Genomic DNA, 21,114 nt, shown 5'->3' with positions numbered 1-21,114 from the left:
CCCGGCGTCTCAGTTGACCTTGATCTCGTTGTAGACCGGCACGCTGAACTGGTTCAGGGAGACGTCGGAGACCTTGTCCGAGTAGCCGGCGCTGCCGTTCTGGTACCAGAGCGGGATGGCGGGCATGTCCTTGGCGAGGATCTTCTCGGCGTCCTGGAACTTGCCGATGGCCTTGTTGGTGTCCGTCTCACCGTTGGCCTCGTTGACGAGCCTGTCGAACTCGGCGTCGGTGTACTTGCCGTCGTTCGACGGGGCGTCGGTGAAGTAGACCGGCTCCAGGAAGTTCTGGATCAGCGGGTAGTCCATCTGCCAGCCCGCGCGCCAGGCGCCGTCGAGTTCCTGCTTGGAGGCCTTGCTGCGGAAGTCCGCGAAGGTGCCGACGGGGTTGGCGACGCAGGCCTTGTCCTCGCCGAGCGCCTTGTTGATGGAGTTGCAGACGGCGTCGACCCACTCCTTGTGGGAGCCGGTGTCCGCGTTGTAGGTCACCTTGAGGGTGCCGCCGGGGATGCCGCCGCCCTCCTCGACGAGCTTCTTGGCCTTCGCGGCGTCGTAGGTGCAGGCGTCGCCGCAGAGCCCTCCCTTGTAGCCGCCCTTCTCGCCGAGGACCGGTGAGGTCCAGTCGGAGGCGGGCGTGCGCGTCTTCTGGAAGATCGTCTCGGTGATCTGCTCGCGGTTGATCGCCATGGACAGGCCCTGTCGGACCTTCTCCGTGCCGGGCTTGTTCCACTTGCTGTCGTAGAACGGGAAGGCGAGGGTCTGGATGATGCCGGCGGGGGTGTTGATGTAGCGGTCGCCGAGGTCGTTCTTGGCGTTCTTGAGCTGTGCGGCGGGGACGTCGTCGACGAGGTCGAGGTTGCCTGCCATCAGGTCGGTGTAGGCGGTGTTGTTGTCGGTGTAGACCTTCATGTCCACACCGCCGTTCTGCGCCTTGTCGTCGCCGGGGTAGCCGTCCCACTTGCGCAGGGACATCTTGGAGCCCTTGGTGTACGAGTCCACGGTGTACGGGCCGTTGCCGACGGGCTTGGAGAGCCAGGCCTCGTGGTCGTCGTAGAACGCCTTGGGCAGCGGCGCGAAGGCCGGGTAGCCGAGGGTGTCGGGCCATGTGGAGAACTTCTGGCTGAGCTTGACCGTGAAGGTCCTGTCGTCGACGACCTTGAGTCCGGAGAGGGTCTGGGCGCCGGGGTCGCCCTTCTCGGGGTGGACCTTGTCGTAGCCCTCGATGTAGCCGAAGAAGTACGCGTTCTTCTGGTTGTTCTTGAGGTTCGCGCCGTAGTTCCAGGCGTCCACGAACGACTTGGCGGTGATCTTCTCGCCGTTGCTGAACTTCCAGTTGTCCTTGATCTTGACGGTGAAGTTCTGGGCGTCCTTGGCATCGATGGACTCGGCGATCATGTCCTTGGCCTCGCCGGTCTTCGGGTCGTACCGCTTGAGGCCGCGGAAGACCATGTCGAGGATCTTGCCGCCCTGCACCTCGTTGGTGTTCGCGGGTTCCAGCGGGTTCTGGGGGTCGCCCCAGGAGGAGCTCACGATGCCGGAGCCGTCGCCACCGCCGCCACCGCTTCCCCCGCCGCCGCAGGCCGTCGCCGCGAGAGCGACGGTCACGGCACATGCGGCCCACTTGGCGTGCGTGGCTCCACGCATGGAGTTCTCCTGTCCTCAGCTGTCGCGAATACTTACCGCCAAATATCGCCGCAAGAGGAATGAACCGCACATTTATCCCACCCGTATGAGTCGGAGCCCATCCGGATGTACGCATTCCGAGACGCTTCCGCCCGCATACCGGACTCATATCCGACTGACTCAATGCCGCGCTCGCCCGGCCCTGGCGCACCTTGTCCATCACGCATCGGAGGACCCCGCACTGATGACCCCGCACTGATCCGCATCGACGGCAACGCCCGCCCCACCTGACGGCGTGCCACTACCCGGAATTACCCGCCGAGTTGGCGACCCCCGCGCCCCGCAAGTCCCTGTAGCCAGCCGGTTCCGGGCCCGCCGCACCACGCGGACCGACTCGTGCCCCATCATGCGGGGATGAACACACCCGACACGGCCGGCTTCCGCCTGGCCCGGTACACGAAGGCCGACCAGCAGGAGATCCTCGGCACCGGCGAGGACCCGTTCGGCGTCGCGGAGACAGGCCTTGCCTGGCTCCCCAAGGAAGACCACTTCGGCATACGCCACGACGGCCGCCTGATTGCCCACGCCGGGCTCCGCCGCCTCCCCGTCACGGTCGACGGCTCCGACCTCACGGAGGTCATCGGCGTGGGCGGCGTGGCCGTCGCCCCCGACGTCCGGGGCCACGGCCTGGCCCGCCGCGTCATCGCCACGGCGCTGGCCCACGCCACCACCCTGGGCCCACCCCACGCCCTCCTCTTCTGCCGGCCACCCCTGGTCCCCCTGTACGAACGCCTGGGCTGGCAGGCGATACCTCCGGAGACCCCGGTCCGGGTCGAGCAGCCCGGAGACCGGGTGATCACCATGCCCCTGCGCACGATGGTGACACCGCTGCACGAGGGGGCGCGGTGGCCGGAGGGGCCGCTGCGACTGCGGTCACTGCCGATGTGACGGACCTACTCCCGTACTGGCGACGACGTCCCACTCGACGCGGCACGAGGGTGCGGTCCGCCGGATCCGACGCCGCTCCTGACAGATACACGCCGGGCGGGGGTGAGTTGTTACAGGTAGGTTCCCGGCACCACGTCCGACGCCAACCGCGCATGCAGCTCCACGTCGTACCGCACCCCGTCGTACGCCAGCTTCTGGCGTTGCAGGCCCTCCACCGCGAAGCCTGCCGCGTGGGCCACGGCGCAGGAGGCGGGGTTGTTGGTGCGGTGGGCCAGTTCCAGGCGGTGGAGGGCCAGTTCGTCGAAGCACCAGCGTGCCAGCGCCGCGCAGCCGTACGCGGCCACGCCCCTCCCCCGCGCGGCCGGAGTCGTCCAGTACGACACCCAGCCCGTGGCGTGGGTCCGGTTGACCGCGCCCACCGCGACGTTACCCAGAGGCGTGCCGTTCTCGTCCGTCACGGCGAAGGCGTAGGCCCTGTCGAGGTCACGGTCCCTGGTGCGGCGGGTGATCCAGTCGGCGGCCGCGGCCGGGGAGTCGACCGGCTCGTCCGCTTGGCGCGTCATCTCCGGTGTGCCGAAGGCGGTCAGGACAGCTTCGGCGTCCTCCTGGCGCCAGGGGCGCAGGGACAGGGTCGCGGGGGAGGAAGTCACCGGTCCCCCTCCGGAAGCGCGGAACGCCCGTACCCCGCGAACATGGCGTTCGCGGGGTACGGGCGGATGTGCGGAGAGGTCACGCCGCGTGCACGACGTCCTTCTCCTCGGCGAAGTGGCACGCCGACTCATGAGCCGCCGGGGTGTCCTGGCCCTTGAAGCGCTCGGGGATCGCCAGCAGCGGGGTCTCCTTCGCGCACTTGTCCTCCGCCTTCCAGCAGCGCGTGCGGAAGCGGCAGCCCGAGGGCGGGTTCGCCGGGGACGGTACGTCGCCGGTGAGGATGATCCGCTCGCGGCCCTCGCGGGCCTCCGGGTCCGGGACCGGGACCGCGGAGAGCAGCGCCTGCGTGTACGGGTGCGTCGGGTGCTCGTAGATCTGCTCGTCGGAGCCGATCTCCGCCATCTTCCCGAGGTACATCACGCCCACGCGGTCCGAGATGTGCCGGACGATCGACAGGTCGTGCGCGATGAAGAGGTAGGACAGGTTGAACTCGTCCTGCAGCTTCGCCATCAGGTTGATGACCTGGGCCTGGACGGAGACGTCCAGGGCCGAGACCGGCTCGTCGCAGATGATGATCTCGGGGTTGAGGGCCAGGCCGCGGGCGATGCCGATGCGCTGGCGCTGGCCGCCCGAGAACTGGTGCGGGTAGCGGTTGATGTACTCGGGGTTGAGGCCCACCACGTCCAGGAGGTCCTGGACCTTCTGGCGGCGCGAACCCTTGGGAGCCACCTCGGGGTGGATCTCGAAGGGCTCCCCGATGATGTCGCCCACCGTCATACGGGGGTTCAGGGAGGTGTAGGGGTCCTGGAACACCATCTGGATGTTGCGGCGGACGGCCTTGAGAGCACGTCCGGACAGCTTCGTGATGTCCTGGCCCTTGTAGAAGACCTCGCCCGCCGTGGCCCGCTCCAGGGTCATCAGGAGCTTGGCGACCGTGGATTTGCCACAGCCGGACTCGCCCACGATGCCCAGCGTCTCGCCCTGGTACAGGTCGAAGGAGATCCCGTCGACCGCCTTGACCGCGCCGACCTGCCGCTTGAACAGGATGCCCTGCGTGAGCGGGAAGTGCTTGACGAGGTTGCGGACCTGGAGGATCGGCTCACCACGCTCGACCGGTGCCTCGATCGCGGCGACGGCCTCGTCGGCCGTGGCGGCCTCCACCGTCTCCACCTCGGAGACGTTCGGCATCGCGTCGGTGGGCCCGTCCGTCTTCGACAGCTTCGAAGCCTTCGTCGGCTCAGCCATGGATCGTCTCCTTCCAGAAGTGGCACGCGCTGCCGCGGCCCGGCAGCTCCGCGCCGTCCTGCTCGGTGACCGGCACGAGCGCCGGGACCTCCGTGCGGCAGATGTCCTGCGCCTTGGGGCAGCGCGGGTTGAACGCGCAACCACCGGGGATCTTGAGCAGGTTGGGCGGCAGGCCCTTGATCGCGTAGAGCTCCGAACCCTTCTGGTCCAGGCGCGGGATCGAGTCGAGGAGGCCACGGGTGTACGGGTGCGCGGGGCGCTTGTACAGCTCGTGGACGGGTGCGGTCTCGACGATCCGGCCCGCGTACATCACCGCGATCTTGTCCGCGACGTCGGCGACGACGCCGAGGTCGTGGGTGATCAGGATCAGGCCCATGTTGTACTCGCGCTGGAGCTCGGCCAGCAGGTCCATGACCTGCGCCTGGACCGTCACGTCGAGCGCCGTGGTGGGCTCGTCCGCGATGATCAGGTCCGGCTCCAGGGCGAGCGCCATCGCGATCATGATGCGCTGGCGCATACCGCCGGAGAACTGGTGCGGGTAGTCGTTCACCCGCTCCCTGGCCGCCGGGATCTTGACCTTCTCCATCAGTTCGATGGCCTTGGTCCTGGCGTCCTTGCGGCTGAGCCCCTCGTGCACCCGGAACATCTCGCCGAGCTGATAGCCCACCGAGAGGACGGGGTTGAGGGAGGAGAGCGCGTCCTGGAAGATCATCGCGATCTTGCGGCCGCGGATCTTCCTGCGCTCCTCCCCGCTCATCTTCAGCATGTCCTGGCCGCGGTAGAGGATCTCGCCCTGCGGGATCTTGCCGGGCGGCATGTCGAGGATGCCCATGATCGCCTGGGCGGTCACGGACTTGCCGGAGCCCGACTCACCGAGGACGGCGAGCGTTTCGCCGGCGTCCACGCTGTAGTTCACGCCGTTGACGGCCTTGACCACGCCGTCACGGGTGTGGAACTCGACGTGCAGGTCCTTGACGTCCAGGAGCCTGCCGCTCTTCTGCTCGCCCGAACGGGGCGCGGGGAAGGCGTCTTGTTTGAGGTCGATGCTGGTCACGTACGCCTCCCTCAGCGCAGCTTGGGGTCGAGGGCGTCGCGGACCGCGTCGCCGAGCATGATGAACGCGAAGACCGTGATGCTCAGCATTCCCGCGGGGAAGAACAGGGCGTGCGGGTTGTCCCGGATCGCCGTGCTGCCCTCGGAGATGTCGATGCCCCAGGAAATCGTCGGGTCGGCGAGACCGAGTCCGAGGTAGGAGAGGGTCGCCTCCGCCGAGATGTAGCCGCCCAGCGCGATCGTCGCGACCACGATGGTCGGCGCGATGGCGTTCGGCATCACATGGCGGAACAGCATCCTGGTGGTCCCGGCGCCGAGCGCCCGAGCCGCCGTCACGTAGTCGGCCTGCTTGGCGCTGATGACGGAAGCGCGCGTCACACGGGCGATCGAGGTCCAGCCGAGGAACGCGAGGGACGCGATGACGACGTAGACCTTGCGCTCGGTGAAGGCGTTCAGGATGACCATCGTGCCGAGCAGGAAGGGCAGACCGAAGAAGATGTCCGTAACCCGGGAGATGACCGAGTCGATCCAGCCCCCGAAGTACCCCGCCAGCATGCCGAGCAGGCCGCCGAGCAGGGTGACGAGGACGGTCACGCCCACACCGACCAGGACCGACGCACGCGTTCCGTAGATGACCCGGGCGTAGATGGAGCGGCCCTGGCCGTCGTAGCCGAACCAGTCGGCCTGGAAGAAGTGGGTCAGTTCCGGCTTGCTCAGGAAGTGGTTGGTCAGGTCACCGTCGCGCGGGTCGGCGCCGGTGAAGATCCCCGGGAAGGCCGCGATCAGGAGGAGCAGGACCAGCAGGGACGCCGAGATCCAGAACATCGGGCGGTGCCGCAGCTCGAACCAGGCGTCGCCCCACAGCGAACGGGCCTTGTCGCCCTGGCCGCCGCCGGCCTTGCCCTTGGTGGCGGAGACGCCCGCGGCCGCGGTGTCCGCGCCGTCCTCCGGGCGTGCCGTGGCCGGAGAGACCTCGACGGCCGTCTTGCTCACAGGTGCGTCAGGCATACCGGATCCTCGGGTCCAGGACCGCGTACAGCAGGTCGATGATCAGGTTGATCAGCAGGATGACGAGGACGATGATCGTCACCACACCGACGATCGTGGAGCCCTCGCTCGTCTGGATCGCCCTGTAGAGCAGGTTGCCCACTCCCTGCACGTTGAAGATGCCCTCGGTGATGACGGCACCCCCGATGAAGCCGCCGATGTCCGTGCCGATGAAGGTGATCACGGGAATCAGCGAGTTGCGCAGCAGGTGGACACCGACGATGCGGCGGCGCGGCAGCCCCTTGGCCGTCGCGGTGCGCATGTAGTCGGCCCGCAGGTTCTCGGCGAACGTCGTGCGGGTCAGCCGTGCCACGTAGGCCATGGAGAGCATCGCGAGTACGAACGCAGGCAGGAAGAGCTGCGAGAAGTCCGTGGAGTCCTGCACGTTCGGCGGCAGCCAGCCGAGTTCGTCGGCGAAGATGAACCGGGCGAGGTAGCCGAGCACGAACACCGGGACGGAGATCACGAGGAGGGTGAAGACGAGGACACCTGAGTCCACCGTCTTGCCCGCCTTCAGGCCCGCCCACGCACCGAGACCGATGCCGATGATGATCTCGATGACGATGGCGAGACCGGCGAGTCTGAGCGTCACCGGGAATGCCTCCGACATCACGTCGACGACCTCGCGGCCACCGAACGTCCGGCCGAAGTCCCCTTGGAAGAGGTTGGCCATGTAGTCGAGGTATTGGTTCCACACGGGCTGGTCGAGCCCGAACTCATGGCGCAGTGCCGCGACCTGTGCGGGGTCAGCGGCCTTGTCGCCCCACATCGCCCGGATGGGATCTCCGGGAAGGATGTGGACCATGAGGAAAATCAACAGAGTGGTCCCGATGAAGATCGGGATCATCTGGAGCAGTCGCCTGGCGGCGTAGCGCCCCATCATGCCTCCATGCCGTGAGGGGTCGGCGTCGGCCTACGCAATCTCCTCAACCGCAGGGTGGGGGTGGAGAGATACGGGCCTGCGCGCCTGCGGTCGGGTGCCGCCGCCCCGTTGTTGGGACAGCGGCACCCGACGACGGGTCCCGATGCTTACTTCTGCTTCACCTGAACGTCGGTGAAGATGGGGTCGCCGTCCTGGCCGTAAGGGATCTTGCCGAGGATGTTGGTCGACTGGCCGCTGTTGACCTTGTAGAACCACAGCGGGATGGCCGGCATCTCCTTGACGAGGATCTGCTCCGCCTCCTGGTACAGCTTCACGGTCTCGTCGAGCGTGGCGGCCTTGTCGGCCTTGGTGCTCAGCTCGTCGAACTCCTTGTTGGAGAACCCGCTGGTGTTACCGGCGGCCTTGCTGCCGTACAGGTCCCGCATGAAGTTCGAGTTGACGGGGTAGTCGAGCACCCAGCCACCGCGGTACATGGACTTGACCTGCTTGTTGTCACGCGCGTTCAGGTCGGCCTGGAAGGTCGGCTTGGAGTCGCCGACGCACTCGACGCCGACCGACTTGCGGATGCTGTTGCAGACCGCGTCGACCCACGGCTTGTGGTCCTGGTCGGCGTTGAACTGGATCGAGATCTTGTCGCCCGGAACGCCGCCACCCTCCTTGATGAGGGCCTTGGCCTTCGCCGGGTCGAACTTGGCGACGTCGCCGAGGGCGCCGTCCTTGTGGCCGAGCACGCCGCGCGCGACGAAGGAGTCCGCCGGGGTACGGGTGCCGTGCAGCACCTTCTTGGTGATCGTGTCGCGGTCGATCGCCATGGACAGACCCTGGATGACCTTGGGGTCGATGTCCTTGAACTGCTTCGAGTAGAACGCCGGGACGACCGACTGGACCGCGGAGTACTCCTGGTCGATCGCGCGGTCGCCGAGGTCCTGCTTGTAGTTCGTCAGCGCGGTGGTCGGAACCTGCTCGATCCAGTCGAGGTTGTTCGAGCGCAGGTCCGAGTACGCGGCGTCGGCCTTCGTGTAGTTCTTGAAGTCGATGCCGCCGTTCTTCGCCGCGTTCGGGCCCTTGTAGTCCTCGAACTTGCGGACCTTGACCAGCTTGTTGTGGTCCCACGAGACGAACTTGTAGGGGCCGTTGCCGATCGGCTTCTGGCCGAACGCCTTCGGGTCCTTGAAGAAGGCCTCGGGAAGCGGCGCCCACACGTCGTAGCCGAGCTTGTACGCGAAGTACGAGACGGGGCTGTTCAGCGTGACGGTGAAGGTGTTCTCGTCGACGACCTTCAGACCCGACATCTTGTCGGACTTGGGCTTGCCCTTCTCGGGGTGGACGTCCTCGTAGCCCTTGATGTCCGCGAACCAGCTGGAGTTGGTCTGGTTGTTGGCCACGTTGGCCGACCAGTTCCAGGAGTCCACGTAGGACTTGGCGGTCACCGTGGTGCCGTCGTGGAACTTCCAGCCGGGCTTCAGCTTGACGGTCCAGACCGAGGAGTCCTTGTTCGGCTTGACCGACTCGGCGTTGATGTTCTCGAGCTCGGTGCTGCCGGGCTTGTAGTCGACCAGACCCGCGAAGACCGTACGCAGAACGCGGCTGCCCTGGCTCTCCTTGGCGTTGGCCGGCTGCAGCGGGTTCTGCGGCTCGCTGAGCTGCGCGGTGACAATGCCCTTCGGGTCCGCCTTGCCCTTGTTCATGTCGTCACTGCTGTCGCTGCCGCCACCGCCGCAGGCGGTCGCCGCCAGAGTGACGGTTATCGCGCACGCGACCCACTTGGCGCTCTTGGCACCACGCATGGGGTTCCTCCTCATGAGTCCACTTGTTCACTACAAGAGGGGGTACGAGAAACCGCGCCGACACCCCTGACGGCGACGATCGAGTACCCCAGTGTGCTCGTGAGTCGGCGCTCCCCACAGCGCGTGACCCATTGACCCGAGCTATACGCGGTCAACTATTAGCCATGAGGTACCGGTCGACCACACCCTTTTGGTCTCGGTTCAATCACACCTGACCCGTACAACTTCCAAAATCCGGACAAACCGATCCGAGATAGATGGTTGCGAAACGGACGTGTTATACATCTAACGGTCAGTGACGTCCGCATACCGGACACTTGGCGGACAAAAACCGGTTGCCGGGAGGCCCTCGCGCGGCGGTGGCCACACCGTACCCGTCAGCGGAAACGCAAGAGGCCGACTCCCGCCCAACTCCCTCGGGAGCGGCGGAAATCGGCCTCTCAGGCGGCTGTGTGCCGCCTGCCGACTACCTCAATGGGGTCAGTTGTGCTTGGCGCGGGACGCGGAGCGGCCGCGCTCCTTCTGGTCCAGGACGACCTTGCGGATGCGCACGGCCTCCGGGGTCACCTCGACGCACTCGTCGTCGCGGCAGAACTCCAGGGACTGCTCCAGCGACAGCTTGCGCGGCGGCACGATCGCCTCGAAGGAGTCGGCGGAGGCGGAGCGCATGTTGGTGAGCTTCTTCTCCTTGGTGATGTTCACGTCCATGTCGTCGGCGCGCGAGTTCTCGCCGACGATCATGCCCTCGTACACCTCGGTGCCGGGCTCGGTGAACAGCACGCCGCGCTCCTGGAGGTTGGTCATCGCGAAGGCGGTGACGGCACCGGAGCGGTCGGCGACCAGCGAACCGTTGTTGCGGGTCTTCAGCTCGCCGAACCACGGCTCGTGGCCCTCGTGGATGGAGTGGGCGATGCCCGTGCCGCGCGTCTGCGTCAGGAACTCCGTACGGAAGCCGATGAGGCCGCGGGAGGGCACGACGAACTCCAGGCGGACCCAGCCGGAGCCGTGGTTCGACATGTTGTCCATCCGGCCCTTGCGGACGCCCATGAGCTGCGTGACGGCGCCCATGTGCTCCTCGGGGACGTCGATCGTCATGCGCTCGACCGGCTCGTGGGTCTTGCCGTCGACCTGGCGGGTGACCACCTGCGGCTTGCCGATGGTCATCTCGAAGCCCTCGCGGCGCATCTGCTCGACCAGGATGGCCAGCGCCAGCTCACCGCGGCCCTGCACCTCCCAGGCGTCGGGGCGCTCGGTCTCCAGGACACGCAGCGAGACGTTACCGATGAGCTCGCGCTCCAGGCGGTCCTTGACCTGGCGGGCGGTGACCTTGCGGTCCTTGACCGCGGCCTTGGCGTCCGCGCCCTTGCCGGTGCCACCACGGCCGACCAGCGGCGAGGTGTTCGTACCGATCGTCATGGAGATCGCGGGCTCGTCGACCGTGATCAGCGGCAGCGCGATCGGGTTCTCCGGGTCGGCGAGGGTCTCGCCGATCATGATGTCGGGGATACCGGCGACGGCGCAGATGTCACCGGGGCCCGCCATCTCGGCGGGCTTGCGGGTGAGGGCCTCGGTCATCATCAGCTCGGTGATGCGGACGTTGGCGATCGTGCCGTCGCGCTTGATCCAGGCCACGGTCTGGCCCTTGCGCAGCTCGCCCTGCTCGACGCGGAGCAGCGCGATGCGGCCGAGGAAGTTGTCCGCGTCGAGGTTGGTGACGTGGGCCTGGAGCGGGGCGGCCTCGTCGAACGTCGGGGCCGGGACGCTCTCCAGGATGGTGGTGAAGAACGGCTCCAGGTTGGTGGAGTCCGCCGGGACCGTGCCGTCCTCCGGCTTGGTCAGCGAGGCGATGCCGTCGCGGCCGCAGGCGTAGACGATCGGGAACTCGATCTGGTCCTCGTCGGCGTCCAGGTCGAGGAAGAGGTCGTACGTCTCGTTGACGACCTCGTCGATGCGCGAGTCGGGACGGTCCGTCTTGTTGATGCACAGGATGACGGGCAGCCGCTGCTGCAGGGCCTTGCGCAGCACGAAGCGGGTCTGCGGGAGCGGGCCCTCGGAGGCGTCCACCAGCAGCACGACCGCGTCCACCATCGACAGACCACGCTCGACCTCGCCACCGAAGTCGGCGTGGCCGGGGGTGTCGATGATGTTGATCGTGATCGGATCCCCGCCGTCCTTGGGGTGATACTTCACCGCCGTGTTCTTGGCGAGGATCGTGATGCCCTTCTCACGCTCCAGGTCGTTCGAGTCCATCATGCGGTCGTCGAGGGACTCGGCGGCGTGCGCGGCGAACGAGCCGGCCTGCTTGAGCATGGCGTCGACGATGGTCGTCTTGCCGTGGTCGACGTGAGCGACGATGGCAACGTTGCGGATGTCGTGGCGCGTGGCCATAGTGCGGCGTACTCCTGGAGTGAGTGGTCGGTCGCGCGTACATCTGAGTTACGCGGACCCTGCCGGGCTGGACACGCCACGGCCTCACCCCAGTCTACGTGTCCCTCACGGAGGCAGCCTCCGCGGGGGCTTCGCAGGGGTGCGGAAAGCCTCGGGAACTCTGGGGAAACAGCAGGTCAATGGGTAAACATGAGCTTGCCCGCCGGGGTGGCCGACGGGCAAGAGAGTTGAGGGGAATCTGAGGCGGGGCCCTTCGGAAGGGAGCGGGGGCTACTTCGCCGACGGTTGGCCCGACGGCTTCGCGCCCGGCTTCAGGAAGCCGATGTCCTCGTAGCGCGGGGCCTGGAAGCCGAACGCTCCGGCGTTGGCCAGGTTCGGGCGGGCCGCCATCAGCTGGGGGCGCTGGTAGAGGGGGATGGAGCCCGCCTCCGCCCAGATCCGGGCGTCCGCCTTCTTGACCAGGGAGCGTGACGTTTCTTCATCCAGCTCACCGACGGCCTGGTCGAACAACTGGTCGATGTGGTCCGTACCGACACGGGTGTAGTTCTGCTCGACGTTCAGCGATCCGTCCGCGGCCGGGACCGGCTTGGCGAAGATCGGGCGGGCGTCGGTGGCCGGGAAGGCCGAGGCGGGCCACGAGTAGAGCGCCAGGTCGTACTGGCCGGACGCGATGTGGTCCTTGAAGTAGCTCTCGTCGGCGACCTTCGCCGTCTCCGTGCGGACCCCGATCTTCTGGAGCATCCGCGAGATCCGGTCGGCCACCGCGCGCAGCGGCTCCGAGCCGTCCCCGGACGGCAGCACGAAACGGAGGGTCAGGGGCTTGCCGTCCTTGGCGAGCGGGCCCGCCGCGGCGGCTCCCTTCGCACCCGATCCCTTGGGTGCGGCGGTGCCCTTCGGGGCGTACGCGCCCGGGGCGCCGCCCTTGGCCTGGTCCCTGGAGCGCTGCTTGGCCTGGTCGGCGGGCTCCTTCTTCTTCTCCTTGTCGGCCTCGCGGGGCAGGCCGAGGACGTCGGCCTGGCGGTTCAGGACGGCGCGCTGGTAGGCGGCCGCGGGGGCGGGGGCGAGGACGGCGGTGCCGTTGTCGCCGGGCTTGCCGTCTTCTTCGCCGACGATGTAGGTGCCGTCGTCGGCGGCGTCGGCGTCAGTGGAGCTCTCCGCGGAGTCCTTCGCCTTCTTCGCGTCCTTCGCGGACTTCTCGTCCTTCGCGTCGGACTCGCCGCCTGCCGTCTTCTCCTCGTCCCCTTGCCCCTCCTCCCCCTTCTCCTTCTTCTCCCCCTCTTCCTTCTCCCCCTCTTCCTCGTCCTTCTTGCCCTTCAGCGGCGCGCCCTGCGTCCAGCCGGCGTCCGCGAGGAGCGCTCGCGCCTCCGCTGTGTCCTGCTCGCCGAGCGCCCCGCTGTTGTCCGCGTACGCCTGCTGCCCGGCGAGGGCGAGGTGGCTGCCGACCGGCTCGGCGGGGAGGCCGAGCGGCTTGAGGACGGCCTTGGCGAGCTCCCCCCGGTCCAGGGCGCGGGCGACCGCACGGCGCACCCGGTCGTCGGCGAGCGGTCCTTCGGAGCCGTTGAGGGCGAGCTGGGTGTAGGCCGGTTCCAGGGACTTGCGTACGACGTAGCCGCGCAGCCCCTCCTGTTCGGTCGCGTACCTCTTGACCGCCTTGCGGGTCTTGGCGCGTGCCTCGGTCTCCGTGTCGGCGGCCTCCTCGTCGGAGCCGTGGGCGATCGCCCAGGAGCGCAGCGCCCTCGCGGGGGTGATCGCGGCGCCGGGGCCGTGGGCGAGCGGGCCCTCGCTCCCCTTGTCCTCGGCGGCCCGGGAGATCCGCCCGGCCTCCGTCGCGTCGATCGCGGCGAGGTCGATCCGGCCCTTGGCGAGCGCCTCGGCCCGCTCCGCGCGCCCCACCTCGCGCAGCACGATCTTGTTGAGCTTGGCCGGGCTGCCCCACCAGCGGGCGTTGCGCTCCAGCATCACGTCGCCGGCCTTGCGGTCGGTGCCGCTGAGCGCGAAGGGGCCCGCCGTCACCTTCAGCTTGCGGCGTGCGCCGTCGTTGAAGGAGTCGGGCGTGCCCATGATCTGCTTCGGATAGAGCGGCGAGAAGAGGGAGCGCCAGTCCGCGTACGGCTTGGCGAAGGTGACCCGCACCTCCAGGTTGTTCGCGCCGCGCTCGATCTTCGCGATGCGGTCGTAGCCCGCGTTCCGTGCCGTCCAGTACGCGCTGTCCCTGCCGGAGAGGGCCCGCCACTGCGCGGCGAAGTCGTCGGCGCCGATCTCCCGGCCGTCGCTCCACACCGCCTGCTGGTTGAGCTTGTACAGGACGACCTGCTGCGGCTCGCGCTCTACGACCTCCGCGGACTCCAGGAAGTCGGCGTTGCGCTGCGCCCTGCCCTGCGCGTCGATGCGGAACAGGGACGGCAGGACCGCGCCCGCGACCCGGGCGGTGGCTTCGTCGGCGTCCGCCTGGAAGGAGTTGAACGTCTCCGGCAGCTCGTCGACCGCCCAGTTCATGGTTCCGCCGTCGGCGACCATGTCCCGGGCGGCGGGAGCGACGTCCTGGCCCGCGACCGGGCGGCCGGCCTCGTCGTTCGAGCTGCATCCGGCGAGGGCGGGCAGGGCCAGCACCCCCGTCGCGAGGAACACGACAGACCTGACTCTGGCGCGGTCGTGGGACATGACTGGTACCTCCGGGGTCCGGGGCTCGCCCGGCCGCCCGCTACCGGGACCGGGCCGGGTTTGATCACGTTTGGCGGTATATGGAGCTGATCACATCTATGGCCCCACTGAAGGCGACGGGATGCGGGGTGCGGGGGAGGCACGGCGCGGGGGCGCACAGATGCCACTCTTGCGGCCCAATGGGGCGCGGCCCCGGGTGACCCGCCGTCGGTCACCGTCGGTCGCCGTCAGTCGAGGTCGGTCGAGGTCGGCGCGATCGGCACGTGATCCGGCGCATTCACCGCACCTGATCCGGCAATCACTGCAGATCTCTTCACAAGCCGGGATGTGACGCGCGACACTCGCAGGCGCATGAGCGTTGCCACCGCACCCCCTAAGTGAGGGCAAGTAATGGCTCTGCACGATGAATTGACGGCTGTACAACGTTGCGTGGACGACCTCGTCCGCACCGTCGGCAGGCTGGAGCAGCAGGCCGGCGACCAGATCGCGGGCGTCGATGTGCGCCGGGTGCGCACGGACACCGACCACCTGCGCGAGAGCGTCGCGCTGCTGCGCGCCGCGGCCCCGCCACCGGCGTCCCCCCTCGAACCGCACAAGCCCGAGTTCGTGACCATCCCCGATACGCCGTACGACCGCTCGCTGTGGACGAACACCGGCGATCTCGACGACGAGGGCCTGGGCGGCAGCGACCGCCACGCGCCCTGACCCGGCACGCACTCGCCGAGCTTCTCCCCGCCGTACTTCTCCCGCCGAACATTTCCCGCTGAGCTTCTCCCCGACCGAGGAAGAAGGAGTGGAGCCTCGTTGGCCACCGGCACGGAACCCCAACCGAAGAGCGGACCGGCACCGGGCGGCGGCGTGCGCGACGGCACGCGCGCCGCCATCGGCGTTGCCCATCTGCGTACGGACCGCTGGTGGCTCGCGCCCGCGGCGACCACCGCGGGACTGCTCGCCTTCATCGTCTACTCGACGTGGCGCGCCTTCGCGAACGCGGACTACTACGCGGCGCCGTACGTATCGCCGTTCTACTCGCCGTGCCTCGCCGAGAACTGCGAACCCATGAAGGGCGGCCCCAACTGGGAGATCCTCGGCAGCTGGTGGGGCCTGTCCCCCTCCATCCTCATCCTGATCTTCCCGCTCGGCTTCCGGCTGACCTGCTACTACTACCGCAAGGCCTACTACCGGGGCTTCTGGGCCTCACCACCGGCCTGCGCGGTCGCCGAGCCGCACAAGAAGTACACGGGCGAGACCCGCTTCCCGCTGGTCCTGCAGAACATCCACCGGTACTTCTTCTACGCCGCCGTACCCGTGGCGGGCATCCTCACGTACGACGCCGTCCTCGGCTTCCGCGACGAGAACTACGAGTGGGGCCACATGGGGCTCGGCACGCTCGTGCTGCTCGTCAACGTCGTACTGATCTGGATCTACACCCTCTCCTGCCACTCCTGCCGCCACGTCATCGGCGGCAAGCTCAAGCACTTCTCCAAGCACCCCGTCCGGTACCGCATGTGGCAGTGGACCGGGAAGCTGACCGACCGGCACATGCTGCTCGCGTGGACGTCGTTGGCGAGCGTGGCGCTCGCCGACCTCTACGTCTACCTGGTCGCGAGCGGCGCCTTCGACGATCCGCGCTTCTTCTGATGGACGGGGCCTTCTGATGTCTCAAGTGGAACGGCAGCAGTGGGACGTCGTCGTGGTGGGGGCCGGGGGCGCGGGCCTGCGGGCCGCGATCGAGGCGCGCGAGCAGGGCGCCCGTACCGCCGTGATCTGCAAGTCGCTGTTCGGCAAGGCCCACACGGTGATGGCCGAGGGCGGCATCGCCGCCTCCATGGGCAATGTGAACTCGGGCGACAACTGGCAGGTCCACTTCCGCGACACCCTGCGCGGCGGCAAGTTCCTCAACCAGTGGCGCATGGCCGAGCTGCACGCCCGTGAGGCGCCGGACCGCGTGTGGGAACTGGAGACCTGGGGCGCGCTCTTCGACCGCACTCCGGACGGCCGGATCTCGCAGCGCAACTTCGGCGGCCACGAGTATCCGCGGCTCGCGCACGTCGGCGACCGCACCGGCCTGGAGCTGATCCGCACGCTGCAGCAGAAGATCGTCGCGCTGCAGCAGGAGGACTACAAGGAGTTCGGCGACTACGAAGCACGCCTGAAGGTCTTCCAGGAGTGCACGGTCACGCGCGTGCTGAAGGACGAGACGGCCGGTGACGTCGGTGACGGCGATGAGGGCGGCCGCGTCGGCGGGGCCTTCTGCTACGACCGGGAGTCGGGCCGCTTCTTCGTGCTCGAAGCGCCCAGCGTCGTCCTGGCGACCGGCGGCATCGGCAAGTCCTTCAAGGTGACGTCGAACTCGTGGGAGTACACGGGCGACGGCCACGCGCTCGCCCTGCTCGCCGGCGCCCCCCTCCTGAACATGGAGTTCGTGCAGTTCCATCCGACGGGCATGGTCTGGCCGCCGTCGGTCAAGGGCATCCTCGTCACCGAGTCCGTGCGCGGCGACGGCGGCGTCCTCAGGAACTCCGAGGGCAAGCGGTTCATGTTCGACTACGTGCCCGACGTCTTCAAGGAGAAGTACGCGCAGTCGGAGGAGGAGGGCGACCGCTGGTACGAGGACCCGGACCACAACCGCCGCCCACCCGAACTGCTCCCCCGCGACGAGGTCGCGCGCGCCATCAACGCCGAGGTGAAGGCGGGCCGCGGCTCCCCGCACGGCGGCGTCTTCCTCGACGTGTCGACGCGCATGCCCGCGGACGTCATCAAGCGACGGCTGCCGTCCATGTACCACCAGTTCAAGGAGCTCGCGGACGTCGACATCACCGCGGAGGCGATGGAGGTCGGGCCGACCTGTCACTACGTGATGGGCGGCATCGCGGTCGACTCCGACACCGCGGCCACGCGCCGTGTGACGGGTCTCTACGCCGCGGGCGAGGTCGCGGGCGGCATGCACGGCTCCAACCGGCTCGGCGGCAACTCCCTCTCCGACCTGCTGGTCTTCGGGCGGCGCGCGGGCCTGCACGCGGCCAGGTACGCCGCGGGGCTCACGTCACGGCCCGTGCCGGACGAGGTGCAGGTGGACACGGCGGCCGCGGAGGCGCTGCGGCCGTTCAGCGCCGAGGGCCGGGAGGACGGGGTGACGCCCGAGAACCCGTACACCCTCCATCAGGAACTGCAGCAGACCATGAACGATCTGGTCGGCATCATCCGCCGTGAGGCGGAGATGGAGCAGGCTCTGGAGAAGCTCGCCGAACTCCGGGTACGGGCGCGGCGCGCCGGAGTCGAGGGCCACCGGCAGTTCAACCCGGGCTGGCACCTCGCCCTGGACCTGCGGAACATGCTCCTGGTCAGCGAGTGCGTGGCGCGGGCCGCCCTGGAGCGCACGGAGAGCCGGGGCGGTCACACCCGCGAGGACCACCCGGCGATGAACCGCGAGTGGCGGCGGGCCAACCTGCTCTGCCAGCTGGCCGACCCGACCGGCGGTCTGGCGGCCACGGATCCCGTACGCGGCCAGATCGACCTCGTCCGCGTGACGACCGAGCCCATCCGCCCGGACCTGCTCGCCCTCTTCGAAAAGGAGGAGCTGGTCAAGTACCTCTCTGAAGAGGAGCTGTACGAATGACGTCGTACGACGCGCGATTCAAGGTCTGGCGCGGGGACCTGAGCGGCGGTGACCTGGAGGACTTCAAGATCGAGGTCAACGAGGGAGAGGTCGTCCTCGACATCATCCACCGCTTGCAGGCCACCCAGGCACCCGACCTCGCGGTGCGCTGGAACTGCAAGGCGGGCAAGTGCGGTTCGTGCTCGGCGGAGATCAACGGACGCCCCCGCCTCATGTGCATGACGCGGATGTCGACCTTCGACCGCGACGAGGTCATCACGGTGACCCCGCTGCGGGCCTTCCCCGTGGTGCGCGACCTGGTGACGGACGTCGGCTTCAACTACACCAAGGCGCGGGAGGTCCCGGCGTTCGTACCGCCCGCGGATCTGGGCCCCGGCGAGTACCGCATGCAGCAGTCGGACGTGGACCGTCCGCAGGAGTTCCGCAAGTGCATCGAGTGCTTCCTGTGCCAGGACACGTGCCACGTGGTGCGCGACCACGAGGAGAACAAGGGCGCCTTCGCGGGCCCGCGCTTCCTGATGCGCGTCGCCGAACTGGACATGCACCCGCTGGACGCGGCGGCGGACTCCGGCCTCGACCGCAAACGCACCGCCCAGGACGAGCACGGCCTCGGCTACTGCAACATCACGAAGTGCTGCACGGAGGTGTGCCCGGAAGGCATCAAGATCACGGACAACGCGCTGATTCCGCTGAAGGAACGGGCCGTTGACCGGAAGTACGACCCGCTGGTGTGGCTGGGGAACAAGATCCGGCGGAGGGCGGAGTAGCCGCACCGGGGGCTACGCCCCGTCCCGCTCCGGGCTCTCGGGCGTCCGCCCGGCCACCCGTTCCGCACGGGTCAGCCAGTGGACGTACCACTGCGCGAAGGTGACGCGCGCCGTGCTGCCGAAGAGCTCGTACGGGACCACGCCCTCCCCCGCCGCGCGGACGTCCTGCCACATCGTGCCGCGCTCGGCTCCGGTCAGAACCAGCAACGTGTAATAGGCACAGCCCTGTTCGCTCACGTAGCACGCGCCGTCGGTCAGCGAGTCGAGGAGCTCGTCGTCGCGCGCGTCCCAGGCGGCGTAGGCGTCGCGGAACCGTGCCGCGTCGTCGTCGGAGTCCCCGTAGGCCGCCCGCTGGGGCTCCGCCGCCTGATGCTCCTCCCACTCCGCGGTGCGCTCCGGGCGGAACGTCGCGGGCGCGGGCTCCGCGTCGGCGCCGGGGTGGAGGTGGCCGTAGGCCGACGCGTCCTGCTCCGGATCGGGCGGCTCGACGGTGAACAGGCCGTAGTCCGGCCCGGCGCCACCCGCCCCGACCTCCAGCAGAAAGCTCCGGTACTCCTCGGGGAACCGCACCCCTCGCTGCCGCTCCACCGCGGTGACCTGCTCCTCGCTCAGGACAGGCCGCAGCTCGAACTCATGCCCGGACTCCTTGAAGTACGCGCCGAACACGGCCCGCCGGTTCGGCGCCTCCCGCAACGCGAGCACGCGCTCCCTGACCCCGTCCCAGACCTCGCCCACCCGCGCACCTCCCCGTCGCGACCGCTGCCCCGGGGGCCCGGCCTTGCCCATGATCACCGTACGCGCTCCCGCACTCCCCCGGCCGGGTCAGATCACGCGGAAGAGATCGGCCGCGGTGTGGACGTCGGTGAAGTCGTCGATGACGCGGAGGTTGTCGCACAGGGCGTCCAGGACCGAGCCGGCCTCCGCGGCGGGCGGCGCGCCGACGGCCAGACCGAACACGCGGAAGCCCAGCCGGTGCTTGGCGTCGTTCCAGCCGCGCATCCACTCCTCCGTGACGTCGCACTCGTCGTCGGTGAGCATCACGATGTCGCCGCGCGTACGGGCCGCGTCGTCGTACTCCTCCGCCAGCAGCTCCAGGGCGGCCGACAGCGGCCGCTGATAGCTGGTGCCGCCGCCCAGGAAGGTCTCCGCGAAGTCCAGCACCCGGTCGATGTCGGCGGCCTCGTCGGCCGGGAAGCGGAAGATCCGGAGCTTGTCGGCGGCGGCGAACAGGATGCCCACGAAGTCGCGTCCTCCGGAGCGGGCCTGGTCCAGCAGCGCCAGGGCACACGCCTTGGCCCACGCCTCGCGCGGGACCCCGCCGGGTCCCTCCGCGTACATGGAGTGCGACGTGTCGACGCACGCGATGACGGCGCCCCGCCCGGTGGTCCGCTCGCCCTCGCTGTCGTAGAGCATCAGCTGGCCGGCGGCGTAGCGCGCGGCGAATACCGCTCGCAGTGCGGGCAGTCCGAGGTTGGCCAGTTCGGAGGGGACGACACGGGACAGGTCATTGCCGAGCGTGACGCCGATCAGCTCCCCGGAGGTGTGCTCCACCTTGCGGGCGCGCTCTCCGTGGGCCATCTGCCGGAAGCGGCCGATGAGTTCCGCCCACGCGGCGAGGCGGCCGGTGCGCAGCCGTTCGGCGAGCCGGGCGCGCCGGTCGAACGACATCCGCTCCAACTCTCCCGAGCCGACGCCCCAGGCCCGCATCAGGGTGGCTTCCGCGCGCACGGCTGCGGCGGCTTTCGCCCCGGCGTTCCGTGTGGCGGTGCGGATGCCGGGGGCGGCGGCTCCGAGGGCTTGCGCGGCCTGGTCTGCGGCTTGCTGTGTGGTCTGTTGGGCAGCGGTCTGTTGAGCGGCGGTCTGTTGAGCGGCGGTCTGTTGGGCGGCGGTCTGTTGAGCGGCCTGCTCCGCCCGTTCCTGGGTCTCCTGGGCTTCCTGGGCGTTCTGGGCGTTCTGGGCGTTCTGGGTGTCCTGGGTGTCGTCCAGCAGGCGGCGCAGTGCGGTGGCCTGGGCGAGTACGGCCATCGCGGCGGCGTAGGGGTCGCCGGCCGTTTCACGGTGCAGCTCGGCGAAGTCCGGTGACTCCATCAGGGAGGTGATCACCTGGTGGTTGAGCATCCTGGAGAGGGTCATCTCGGTGCGCTCGCGCAGCCGGGGGCGGGCTTGGTAGGCCGCCAGGAACGCGTCGGCCTGGAGGTCGCTGGCGCAGTCGTGGCGTGCGCTCAGCTCCTCGGCCAGCTCGCGCAGGGCGGCCGACTGGCCGTAGGTGTCGCGCCAGGTGAGCCGGTCGAACCGGTCCGCGACCACGGCGGCGGTGTGCCTCTCGGGAGCCGGGACGGGGACGGGGGCGGGGGCCGGGACAGGGGCGGGGGCAGCGGCGTTCGGGAGGGGCCCGGGCCGGGCATGCCCCTGCGGCTCGACGCGCCCGTCCTGTGCCTCGTCCAC

At 68.8% G+C, this 21,114-nt stretch carries 16 protein-coding genes; 5 read left to right on the top strand and 11 right to left on the bottom strand.

Annotated features, from left to right (window positions below; all coding sequences use genetic code 11):
• Nucleotides 1-9: 9 nt before the first annotated feature.
• Complete coding sequence (locus NOO62_RS26060) at nt 10-1,641, bottom strand: peptide ABC transporter substrate-binding protein (RefSeq protein WP_268773280.1); 1,632 nt, start codon at nt 1,639-1,641, stop codon at nt 10-12.
• Nucleotides 1,642-2,034: 393 nt separating this feature from the next.
• Between NOO62_RS26060 and NOO62_RS26055 the strand changes: the two genes are divergently transcribed.
• Nucleotides 2,035-2,568 (top strand): GNAT family N-acetyltransferase, encoded by a 534-nt coding sequence (locus NOO62_RS26055; protein ID WP_268773279.1) that lies wholly within the window; start codon nt 2,035-2,037, stop codon nt 2,566-2,568.
• Between the two features lie 110 nt (nt 2,569-2,678).
• On the opposite strand, the gene NOO62_RS26050 is transcribed toward NOO62_RS26055, so the two are convergent.
• The 8 genes from NOO62_RS26050 to NOO62_RS26015 all read right to left on the bottom strand — a co-directional run bounded on the left by NOO62_RS26050 (nt 2,679) and on the right by NOO62_RS26015 (nt 14,283).
• Nucleotides 2,679-3,218, bottom strand: a complete 540-nt coding sequence (locus NOO62_RS26050; RefSeq protein WP_268773278.1) for a GNAT family N-acetyltransferase — start codon at nt 3,216-3,218, stop codon at nt 2,679-2,681.
• A gap of 79 nt (nt 3,219-3,297) precedes the next feature.
• Nucleotides 3,298-4,464: an ABC transporter ATP-binding protein gene (locus NOO62_RS26045; RefSeq protein ID WP_268773277.1), complete on the bottom strand. Its 1,167-nt coding sequence runs from the start codon at nt 4,462-4,464 to the stop codon at nt 3,298-3,300.
• Nucleotides 4,457-5,509, bottom strand: coding sequence for an ABC transporter ATP-binding protein (locus tag NOO62_RS26040; RefSeq protein WP_414931016.1), 1,053 nt, complete (start codon nt 5,507-5,509; stop codon nt 4,457-4,459). The genes NOO62_RS26045 and NOO62_RS26040 overlap by 8 nt, the downstream gene beginning before the upstream one ends.
• A 20-nt stretch (nt 5,510-5,529) precedes the next feature.
• Complete coding sequence (locus NOO62_RS26035) at nt 5,530-6,525, bottom strand: ABC transporter permease (protein ID WP_268773275.1); 996 nt, start codon at nt 6,523-6,525, stop codon at nt 5,530-5,532.
• Nucleotides 6,518-7,444 carry an ABC transporter permease gene (locus NOO62_RS26030; protein ID WP_268773274.1) on the bottom strand — a complete coding sequence of 309 codons (927 nt, stop codon included), beginning with the start codon at nt 7,442-7,444 and terminating at the stop codon, nt 6,518-6,520. The genes NOO62_RS26035 and NOO62_RS26030 overlap by 8 nt, the downstream gene beginning before the upstream one ends.
• A gap of 149 nt (nt 7,445-7,593) precedes the next feature.
• Nucleotides 7,594-9,234, bottom strand: a complete 1,641-nt coding sequence (locus NOO62_RS26025; protein ID WP_268773273.1) for a peptide ABC transporter substrate-binding protein — start codon at nt 9,232-9,234, stop codon at nt 7,594-7,596.
• Nucleotides 9,235-9,714: 480 nt separating this feature from the next.
• Nucleotides 9,715-11,622 carry a translational GTPase TypA gene (gene typA, locus NOO62_RS26020; protein WP_268773272.1) on the bottom strand — a complete coding sequence of 636 codons (1,908 nt, stop codon included), beginning with the start codon at nt 11,620-11,622 and terminating at the stop codon, nt 9,715-9,717.
• Between the two features lie 270 nt (nt 11,623-11,892).
• Nucleotides 11,893-14,283: an ABC transporter family substrate-binding protein gene (locus NOO62_RS26015; protein WP_268773271.1), complete on the bottom strand. Its 2,391-nt coding sequence runs from the start codon at nt 14,281-14,283 to the stop codon at nt 11,893-11,895.
• A 390-nt stretch (nt 14,284-14,673) separates the two neighbouring features.
• Between NOO62_RS26015 and NOO62_RS26010 the strand changes: the two genes are divergently transcribed.
• From NOO62_RS26010 to NOO62_RS25995, 4 genes are all read left to right on the top strand, one after another.
• Nucleotides 14,674-14,988: a hypothetical protein gene (locus NOO62_RS26010; protein ID WP_268773270.1), complete on the top strand. Its 315-nt coding sequence runs from the start codon at nt 14,674-14,676 to the stop codon at nt 14,986-14,988.
• A gap of 99 nt (nt 14,989-15,087) precedes the next feature.
• Entirely contained in the window at nt 15,088-15,924 is an 837-nt protein-coding gene (locus NOO62_RS26005) for a hypothetical protein (protein ID WP_268773269.1), read from the top strand.
• 16 nt (nt 15,925-15,940) lie between these two features.
• Nucleotides 15,941-17,902, top strand: coding sequence for a fumarate reductase/succinate dehydrogenase flavoprotein subunit (locus NOO62_RS26000; RefSeq protein WP_268773268.1), 1,962 nt, complete (start codon nt 15,941-15,943; stop codon nt 17,900-17,902).
• A complete protein-coding gene (locus NOO62_RS25995) occupies nt 17,899-18,669 on the top strand; it encodes a succinate dehydrogenase/fumarate reductase iron-sulfur subunit (RefSeq protein ID WP_268773267.1) in 771 nt (256 codons plus the stop codon). The genes NOO62_RS26000 and NOO62_RS25995 overlap by 4 nt, the downstream gene beginning before the upstream one ends.
• Nucleotides 18,670-18,681: 12 nt before the next feature.
• Here NOO62_RS25995 and NOO62_RS25990 read toward each other — a convergent pair whose 3' ends face one another.
• The gene (locus NOO62_RS25990) at nt 18,682-19,404 is read right to left on the bottom strand and encodes an SMI1/KNR4 family protein (protein ID WP_268773266.1); all 723 of its coding nucleotides are present in this window, start codon (nt 19,402-19,404) and stop codon (nt 18,682-18,684) included.
• 87 nt (nt 19,405-19,491) lie between these two features.
• On the bottom strand, nt 19,492-21,114 hold the full coding sequence (locus NOO62_RS25985) for a VWA domain-containing protein (protein ID WP_268773265.1): 1,623 nt from the start codon (nt 21,112-21,114) through the stop codon (nt 19,492-19,494).

Origin of the sequence: Streptomyces sp. Je 1-369, assembly GCF_026810505.1 — a bacterium.
Classification (GTDB): Bacteria; Actinomycetota; Actinomycetes; order Streptomycetales; family Streptomycetaceae; genus Streptomyces.
Note: the sequence above shows the minus strand (reverse complement) of the source record. Positions and strands in the feature narration are given on the sequence as shown.

What these genes read in the sequence shown, in the direction of transcription:
- NOO62_RS26010 (WP_268773270.1), top strand. Translation starts at nt 14,674, where the DNA reads ATGGCTCTGCACGATGAATTGACGGCTGTACAACGTTGCGTGGACGAC.
- NOO62_RS26000 (WP_268773268.1), top strand. Translation starts at nt 15,941, where the DNA reads ATGTCTCAAGTGGAACGGCAGCAGTGGGACGTCGTCGTGGTGGGGGCC.
- NOO62_RS26055 (WP_268773279.1), top strand. Translation starts at nt 2,035, where the DNA reads ATGAACACACCCGACACGGCCGGCTTCCGCCTGGCCCGGTACACGAAG.
- typA (WP_268773272.1), bottom strand. Translation starts at nt 11,622, where the DNA reads ATGGCCACGCGCCACGACATCCGCAACGTTGCCATCGTCGCTCACGTC.
- NOO62_RS26015 (WP_268773271.1), bottom strand. Translation starts at nt 14,283, where the DNA reads ATGTCCCACGACCGCGCCAGAGTCAGGTCTGTCGTGTTCCTCGCGACG.
- NOO62_RS26035 (WP_268773275.1), bottom strand. Translation starts at nt 6,525, where the DNA reads ATGCCTGACGCACCTGTGAGCAAGACGGCCGTCGAGGTCTCTCCGGCC.
- NOO62_RS26025 (WP_268773273.1), bottom strand. Translation starts at nt 9,234, where the DNA reads ATGCGTGGTGCCAAGAGCGCCAAGTGGGTCGCGTGCGCGATAACCGTC.
- NOO62_RS25995 (WP_268773267.1), top strand. Translation starts at nt 17,899, where the DNA reads ATGACGTCGTACGACGCGCGATTCAAGGTCTGGCGCGGGGACCTGAGC.
- NOO62_RS26030 (WP_268773274.1), bottom strand. Translation starts at nt 7,444, where the DNA reads ATGGGGCGCTACGCCGCCAGGCGACTGCTCCAGATGATCCCGATCTTC.
- NOO62_RS26045 (WP_268773277.1), bottom strand. Translation starts at nt 4,464, where the DNA reads ATGGCTGAGCCGACGAAGGCTTCGAAGCTGTCGAAGACGGACGGGCCC.
- NOO62_RS26060 (WP_268773280.1), bottom strand. Translation starts at nt 1,641, where the DNA reads ATGCGTGGAGCCACGCACGCCAAGTGGGCCGCATGTGCCGTGACCGTC.